Origin of the sequence: Clostridium sp. (assembly GCF_021443865.1) — a bacterium.
In the GTDB taxonomy this organism is placed as follows: Bacteria; Bacillota; Clostridia; order Clostridiales; family Clostridiaceae; genus Clostridium.
The window spans coordinates 1-8934 of the sequence record NZ_JABUTB010000083.1; the positions used below are offsets into that span (position 1 = coordinate 1).

The 8934-nt window shown below is 25.8% G+C and carries 4 protein-coding genes; all 4 read right to left on the reverse strand.

Annotated features, from left to right (window positions below; genetic code table 11):
• Positions 1–3378, reverse strand: coding sequence for an AAA family ATPase (locus HUJ77_RS12655; RefSeq protein ID WP_291709177.1), 3378 nt, complete (start codon positions 3376–3378; stop codon positions 1–3).
• 104 nt (positions 3379–3482) lie between these two features.
• Entirely contained in the window at positions 3483–4649 is a 1167-nt protein-coding gene (locus HUJ77_RS12660) for an SAM-dependent methyltransferase (protein WP_291709179.1), read from the reverse strand.
• A 179-nt stretch (positions 4650–4828) separates the two neighbouring features.
• Positions 4829–5662, reverse strand: coding sequence for a deoxyribonuclease IV (locus tag HUJ77_RS12665; protein ID WP_291709182.1), 834 nt, complete (start codon positions 5660–5662; stop codon positions 4829–4831).
• A gap of 188 nt (positions 5663–5850) precedes the next feature.
• The coding region (locus tag HUJ77_RS12670; RefSeq protein ID WP_291709184.1) for a hypothetical protein at positions 5851–8934 on the reverse strand (3084 nt) is incomplete at its 5' end.

Here is an 8934-nt window from a genome sequence, read left to right on the forward strand (position 1 = left end):
TTAATTATTAGATATATTTTTAAGAATAAACTTTTCGTTGCTTTGAACTAGGTCTTCTGTATTTATTAAGTTCATTTCTTTATTATTTATTCTAGTATCACAAATTCTAATACTTTGTTCTCTAATTAAAATATCTAAGTATTGTTTAACCATAAGAGCATTTTTTAATGTTAAATCCTTATTACCATATAATTCATCTATTATATTAGTTAATTCTATCCTTGAATTATCATCTAAAATATATCCCTTATCCTTTAGAATTCCTAATGCCATATTTATTAGTTCATCTTTCTTATAATCCTTAAAGTTTAACATTGATGAAAACCTATAATTTAGTTCAGGGTTTAAATACATAATTCTTCTAATATCATCTTCTCTACCGGATAATGTTAATATAGAATTATTACTATTCTTATCCATAAACTTTATTAAATCTTTTACTATTTTATTAGAATATGGTTTTAATAGAAATTCTGCACCATCTATATAAATAACCTTTCCTATTTGCTTATTTAAAATATCTTCAAAGGATAAATTCTTATTTATGCACTCTATTGCTTCATCCTTATTTATTTCTACTATATTTTTAGATTTTACTATTCCCATACTACATAGGGTCTCTGCTAAGATATTTAAAACTGTTTTCTTTCCTGTACCAATATCTCCAGTAAAAATTATGTTCATATATCTATTTATATCAGTAGATAAACCAAGCTTCTTTCTCTTTTCCTTTACTCTAATTAACTTATATTGATCTCTTAGGAATTCCTTTGCTTCTTCATTTCCAACTAAATTTTTTAAATGCTTTTCTAAATCAAATTCATTGTCATATTGAGATGTATTTAATTTTTCAATATCCCTTGCGGTTATAAGGTTTATTTCATATACACTTGTATCTTCTTCTGCTATTCTAATACTTTGTACTCTTATTAAATTCTCAACATAATTCCTTACCATTCTTCCATTTCCAGATTGAGAATCTGAATTTTCATAAATGTCTATAAAACTTTTCTTAAGAGAAGCATGCCCATTTTTAGATAATTTAAAGCCTTTTAATTCAATTAACCTAATAGCCATTTCTAAAAGTTCATTTGGATTGTAGTCTTCAAAATTCGTCCATAATGGGAATCTTGATCTTAGTCCTATATTTACATCAAAGAATTCTTCCATTTCTGCTTCATATCCAGCTAATATAACTATTACTTCATTAGAGTAATCTTCAATTAGCTTTAGAAGAGTTTCTATTGCTTCTCTACCTAAACCATCATTGGCAAGAGTATATGCTTCATCTATAAATAATACTCCTCCAAGAGCCTCTTTAAATTTACCTTCTGTCTTTTTAGAAGTTTCCCCAGGAATATTTGATACAAAGCTTGATCTATCACATTCAATTAGTTGTCCAATTTTTAATAACCCCATACTGTTTAGCATCTCAGCTACTAATCTTGCTATACTAGTTTTACCTGTCCCAGGGTTTCCTGCAAACACCATATTTAAATTTTGTTCTATTTCTGTATTTACTCCAACAGACTTTCTTTTCTCTTGAGCTATAAGTAACTTGTACTGACTTCTTAATAACTCTTTTACTTCCTCTAAACCTATTATATTATTTAATTTTTCTTCTAAATCAAATTTAGCGTTAGCCTTGAAATTAAAATCTTCTCTTTCTAAAAGGTCTATTTCACTTCTATTATTATTTAGATATTTTCTTGAAGAAAAAATTATTGCATTTTCAATAATATTTCTTACAAATCTTGCATTACCTAAATCATTCTTACCAGTAAGCTGATTTCTTGTAAATAAATCTATAAGGTCGCCTTTAACATTTTTTGAAATTCTATATCCTTTAGACTTTGCAATTTGAAGTGCTATTTTATACATTTCATTTGGGGTATAATCTTCAAAATGAATTATATTAGGAAATCTTGATTTTAGCCCTTGGTTTACACCTAAGAACTCTTTCATATCTTTTTCATAGCCAGCTAAAATTACAGTTAGATTATTTCTATTGTCTTCGATTCCTTTTATTAATGAATCTACGATTTCTTTTCCTACCTTATCATTTTCTCCTTCGCATAATGAATATGCCTCGTCAATAAATAATAATCCACCTATTGCAGAATCAATTATATCCTTAGTTCTTTTTGCTGTTTCACTTATATTTTCTGTTATAAAATCTGCTTTACTAACTTCTACTAATATTCCTTTAGTTAATAATCCAAGTGCATTTAAATATTCATAAGTTATCCTGGCAGCATTAGTTTTTCCTGTACCTGCATTACCTGCAAAAATCATATTTAATGAAATATTAGAAGTCTTTAATCCAAGCTTCTTTCTAATGATTTGAACCTTTTTATTATTTTCTACATTTAATAAAAATTCCTTTAGTTCTCTTAAACCTATTATAGATTCAAGCCTATACTTTACTTCTTCTAAAGTAGGTATTAAATATTTATTTAAGTTGTATTTAGAATCATTTGCTTTACACCTTAGACCATTATCTTCTACATATATTAATAATTTTTCACCTTCACTTAATTTTTCCTTTTCTATTAAGATTTTAATTGGACTTGTAAATTTATATTTTATATATTCTGTAATGGCAAAACTTCCTCTTCTTCTAAAATAATTTTGTAGATACTGACATACAGAATACTTTTCATTTTCTCTAACATCCTCTTTGTAACCTAATAGTATTTGAATTCCATAATTATTTTTTATTTCATTTATTTCCTTGTTAAGCTTTTTCCTTATAATATTATTTCTTTCCTTTTCAGTAAGTTCTCTTGTATATAAAACCTTATCTATATTTTTAAATGAAGATTCAATTAAATTATCTATTTCAGTCTTTTCTTCATAATTATAAGTAAATATAAAAAACTTATTATGACAAATCATTTCATTTATAGTATTACTTTCTTCTTGCTTAGCTTCTACTAAAAAATTATTTCTAACTTTATATCTGTTTTCTAATTTTATACAAGAATTAGGATAAATCTTAGCTAGTAAATTTAGAATTTCATTAGATGCTTTTTCAGTATTTTTAAATATTACACCATAAAATGAATTATTCTTTAACACTTCATATAAATCCGTTAAAAAAGCATTATATCCCATATTAAAATTGTAAGATGATAAATCAATCTCTTCTAACTTTTCGTTATTTATAATTTTCTCTTCTTTTAAAACTTCAAATACACTTCTAATACTTGCCTTTTTAAAAGTATTTCTTTCACCAGCTACTAACAATATTCCTTTTTCATTTTTATAGACCTTTTCTATAAAATATTCAGCCAAAGCTTTGAAGTATTCTTCTTGTGCTATATACTCATTATTTACTTTTATTTCTATTTTGGTTTTCAATTGATTTTTATCCATAATTCTCCTCCCCAGCGTTTAATATTATTATATTATAACTTTTCTTCTGTTAACAAAACAAATATAGTAAAAATGCTGCACTTAATTAAGCGCAGCATTGCAAGTTATATCAATTTATCATTTTTTAATAGATTTAATAATGTAGGATTAAAATTAAACTCCTTAATTAAAGCATCCACTTCATTTAAAGCCTTTTCTTTCTTTTCTAGAGATATCTTACTTTTTGACGCTCTAATTAATATATTCTTTGGAGAATGTGCTATATCTATAAACTCTAGAAGTTGAGTTTTATATCCTACAGCCTCTAATAAGTTCCCTCTAACTGCATCTGTCATAAGTGCAGAAACTCTTTCTTGAATTATACCATATTTTGATATAATAGATAAAGATTCTGGGTTAATTTGGGCATTAAATTCATGTTGACAACATGGCACAGAGAAAATCATCTTTGCATTCCATTTTACAGCATTATATAAGGCATAATCTGTTGCAGTATCACAAGCATGTAATGTTATTACCATATCTACATTATTTTCATATTTATAGCCGTTTATATCTCCTAATTCAAAATGTAAATTATCATATTTATATCTTTTTGCTATTTCATTACATTTCTTTATTACATCTTCTTTAAGATCTAAACCTATCATTTTAACTTTTATATTTTTAATTTTTACAAAGTAATAGTATAATACAAAAGTTAAATATGACTTTCCACAACCAAAATCTAAAATTGTAAGCTCTTTATAATCATTTTTCTTTATTTCATCATCTATTATTTCAATAAATCTATTTATTTGTTTATACTTATCATATTTAGAGTTAATAACCTTACCTTCTTTAGTAAATACTCCTAAATCTATTAAAGGCTCTATTATCATACCTTCTTTTAAGATATAATTTTTTTCTTTATTATGGCTTTTATTAACTATATTTTTATTGTTACCTTTCTTTTTGCCTAAGAATACCTTTCCTTTTTTAGATATCTTTAAGTCAAAAGTTGTTTCATTAGACCAAGCTGCTACTTGTTTATAATTGTTATTTACTAAATTAATTAGTTCTTTTTCTAAATCTTTAGCTTCAATATTTTCATGAAAAACTTGCTTATCTGTAAATTTTTCTATTTGATAATATTTTTTGCCCTTATTATTAATCTTTTGCTCTATATTAATTTTATTATAAGCAAACTCTTTATTTATTCTATTACTAATTACAATCTTTATTATTTCTTCACTTAATATTTCTTTAATAGACTTTATTAAATCTTCCATTAAAAACACACCTTTCTAACTATGAATTATAATACACAAGAAATAAGTAAATATCAAGAAAAAAAAGGAGGTAGATATTATATTCCTTGCCACTAGATAAACTCCAAGTCACCATAATAAAATATCTACCAACCTCTATATTAAATCACACAATTCCTCATAATTTAGAATTATATAATTTAATCTCTATATCTACTTCTTAATAGTTCTATTTCTTTTGCATATCCATCTAACTCGTTAGGTGTTTCTAAGAAAAATGGTAAGTGCTTAAGCTTTGGATGGTTAATTATATTAGTTATTGCTTCTAATCCTAAAGAACCTTCTCCTATTTTTTCATGTCTATCCTTATGACTTTTAAAAGGATTCTTACTATCATTTAAATGTATAGCCTTTAATCTGTCTAAACCTATTATTCTATCAAATTCTTCTAAAACTCCATCTAGATCATTTACTATATCATAACCTGCATCATAAACATGGCAAGTATCTAAGCAAACTCCCATTTTATCTTTTAGTTCAACTCTAGATATTATTTCTGCAATTTCCTCAAAGGTTCTTCCTACTTCAGAGCCTTTTCCAGCCATTGTTTCTAATAAAACTGTTGTTGTTTGCTCTTCCTTTAATACATTATTTAATAGCTCTACTATGTAATTTATACCTATTTCTACACCTTGCTTTACATGGCTTCCTGGATGGAAGTTATATAAATTATTTGGCATAAACTCCATCCTCATTAAATCATCTTCCATCATTTCTCTTGCAAATTCTCTAGTTCTTTCATCTGCTGAGCATGCATTTAATGTATATGGTGCGTGAGCTAATATAGTTGTGAAATTATTTTCTCTTGCTATTCTTAAAAGCCCTTCCATATCATTAACATCTATATTTTTTGCCTTTCCACCTCTAGGATTTCTAGTAAAAAATTGAAATGTATTAGCTCCAATTTCTAAAGCTTCCTTCCCCATATTTTCAAATCCCTTTGTTGTTGATAAGTGACATCCTATATTTAACATTATTTCCTCCATAAATTCATTGTCTATATTATTTTATCTTTTAATTAACTAAATAATACTATAAGGTATTATCTTATTGCAATAATAAATAATAATATTTGTTATATAATAAAAAGAAGCTGTAAATACAGCTTCTAATACAAATTAACTTATAATCTTACTTGATAAAATTATTAATAATTTTATCATTACATAATATAGGCTTGGATTCTTATAACACTTCCCTCTCTAATTTCTTTAGCTAATTCTCCTTTTACTACATTTCCATTAACCTTGATAACTTCTCCATTATCCTTAGTTATAAGAAGTTCCTTAAGAATACCTTTATTTGTTCCAAAGGTATTTTTTCTATTTCTATTTATATAAATTAGCTCAATTCTTCCTAGTAGGGTTGTTTCAATCCTATTATTACTATCAAAAAATTCCTTTTGTAATATTGGGGAAAGAGTAAATTTTAATCCCTTATCATCATAACTAAATAGCTTTTCACCAGTCATAATTATTCTCCACATATTTAACATCTCAACAGTAGTTCCTGTTAAACGTGCTACAAATCCTTTTCCGTGAACATTTTCATCTGGATTCACACTACTAGCTATAAATGATGAGTTTTCTAATACACTTCTGCCGTAAACTTCAGCATTCATGAAAGATGGTAATATATTTTTTATTTCTTCAAAATACTCTTCATATAATCCACATTTTAATAACTGTAATAAATACTTATACTCCATATGCATAAATATTGCTTCTCTCTCAAGCCATCCTGCAGTAAACCCTCTTGATCTTCCAATTTCAAAAGTAACATCTTCTAATGATTCAGAGGTTTTATACATTTTTAATTTTTTATCATAAATCTCACTATTTTTAATTTGATTATAAATATTTAGACTTTCTTCATGAGTTATATTAGTTTTAAAATATCTTGTTGGCCCTTCTAAAAATAAAGGTAAGAAGTTTATTTTAAACTCTAGTGGCTCTATGCTTTGATTATCATTCACATTATACTTTGTGATATCATAGTACATAAATGTAGGTATTTTACCATCATTTAGCTTTTTAGCTCTTTCTATACCAAAATCAATTTTAGAAATCATTTTTATTATAATTTCTTCTAATTCATTACTTAATATAGAAGCTTCCTTACCACTTATTTTATATTTAGTTTCTTCTCTATACTGCTCTCTTAAATCTGATGATTTATTCCAATATTCTAAATCAGTTAAATTAGAAGATAAATTTTTATATGCTTCCATTAAACAAGAATAAAATTCTTCTGGTATATATATTTCTTTTGTTAAACATAGTCTATCTTTAATAAATAATAATAATCTTTTTAATTCAACGGTTTCTGAAAAGCTTGAACCAAGCAATCCTGGCAATCCATTCATTGCATCATTCCAGCCTGGCTTTCCTGCTTCCATTTCAATCCCTATACCATATTCATCTAAAGTTAAAAATTTAATTCCTGCTAACATTATTAATTTAGTTAATAAGTTAGTTTGATATAATTCACCCTTTTCTGTATATATCCAGTTATTTTCCAAATTATCTTTTTTCTCTAGGAATCTATATTGTCTTATTTTATTATTACTTATAACATATCTCTCTTTCCTTTTAAGGACATATTCTTCAGAATTATAGAACCTATAGTTCTTTTCATCTATTAATAATTCCTTTATTTTATCTGGAAAAACATTTAAATATTCTTCTATTAAATCTAAGTTATAAGTCCAGTGATCTATCCAAAAACCTTCTGCAAAATCAGCTTCTACTTTCTCTGAGGATATATCAATTATACGATTCATAATATCTGTAGCATCGCCTTTATTAAGCTTTTCATTATTTACTAGTGAAGAAAATAACTCTCCTACTGTAAACTCCTTACTTATAACTTCACTAATTGCACTTATAATATTTTTATCTAACTTACTAATTACCTTTTTATTTTCATCATTAATAATAAACTTCTTTCCCTTAACAACTAAGGGATTATATCCATCAAGTTGAATTAAATCACTGAAGGTTTTAATATTTTCTTTTCCTACAAAAGGGTGTAAATAACAATCAAGCCTTCTATTTTGATTAACATCTCTAAAGTTCCCATTACCTTGAGAATAAAAATTAGGTTCTATACTGAAAAAATTATAATCTCTTTCCAAATCTCCGTGTTTTCTAGAATATATATAATAAACCTTTTTGCTACTTCCTATTTGAATTGGATATCCACCTCTTAGTACATTATCTACATAGCATTGCTTAATATATTCATCAAATTCTTTATATGCAGTCTTTGTGTTAACATGTTTTGAAATATCATCTATTATATTATTACTTTCAATTCTTTTCTTCTCAAAGTAACCTACATTACTTATCCTTTTATCAATATCATTTTTATTTTCATTAGCTGTTACATAAACTAAATAGCTATAAATATTTATCTTTTCTTCAACATCTATAATTCCATTAGTGCAGGAAAAAGCTGCTGGAATTTTATTATTGCTTTTCTGTGACTTTTTACTTAATTCAATTACTGGATTTTTTAGGAATTCTATTGGCTCACTTAATGTAGTATCATACCCAAATATTTTGTCTGATTCTACAATTAAGTTTAATTTATTGCAATCTTTATCAAAAGCCATATAAATATACTCATTATTAATACTTTTAACTTCAGCTGTATCACCAGTGGAAGATCTAACCTTATATGTAGCAACCTTATTATCAGATACTGTAGACTCCATATAGCTTGCTAATGTATTCGCCATATTCTTTAATCCATAATAGTCAGTTCCATATGGTATTACTGTAGGTACCCCATCAATTATTTCATATTCAATTTTATCTTCACCAATATTAGTAACTTCAACTCTCCTAGCTAATGCTGCAAAATTTTCATTTGGAATAGTAAAGTAAATAATTCTTGTTTTAAGTCCTAACTCCTTATTTACTTCTTCTAAAATTATTTCATTATTTTTTATTCTTATCCTTCTATTTATATTTTCACTATTTGAAACATAAAAGGGTTCATATAATAAGTTCTCTTTATTTGTAATTTTTATTAAAGTTCTAAATCCATTAGTATATACTCTTTTATAAGCTTCATTTGCAGGAAAGAATTCCATTATTGAATTATTCTTATCACCAATCCCTATGCTACTTAAAGCTTGTCCTCTGTTAACATAAAAGCACCAAAGTGGAATCCCTTCTCTTCCTGAAATTGCAGAAAGAAAACTTGAAAAAGGAGACTTTTTATCATAATTATTTATTAC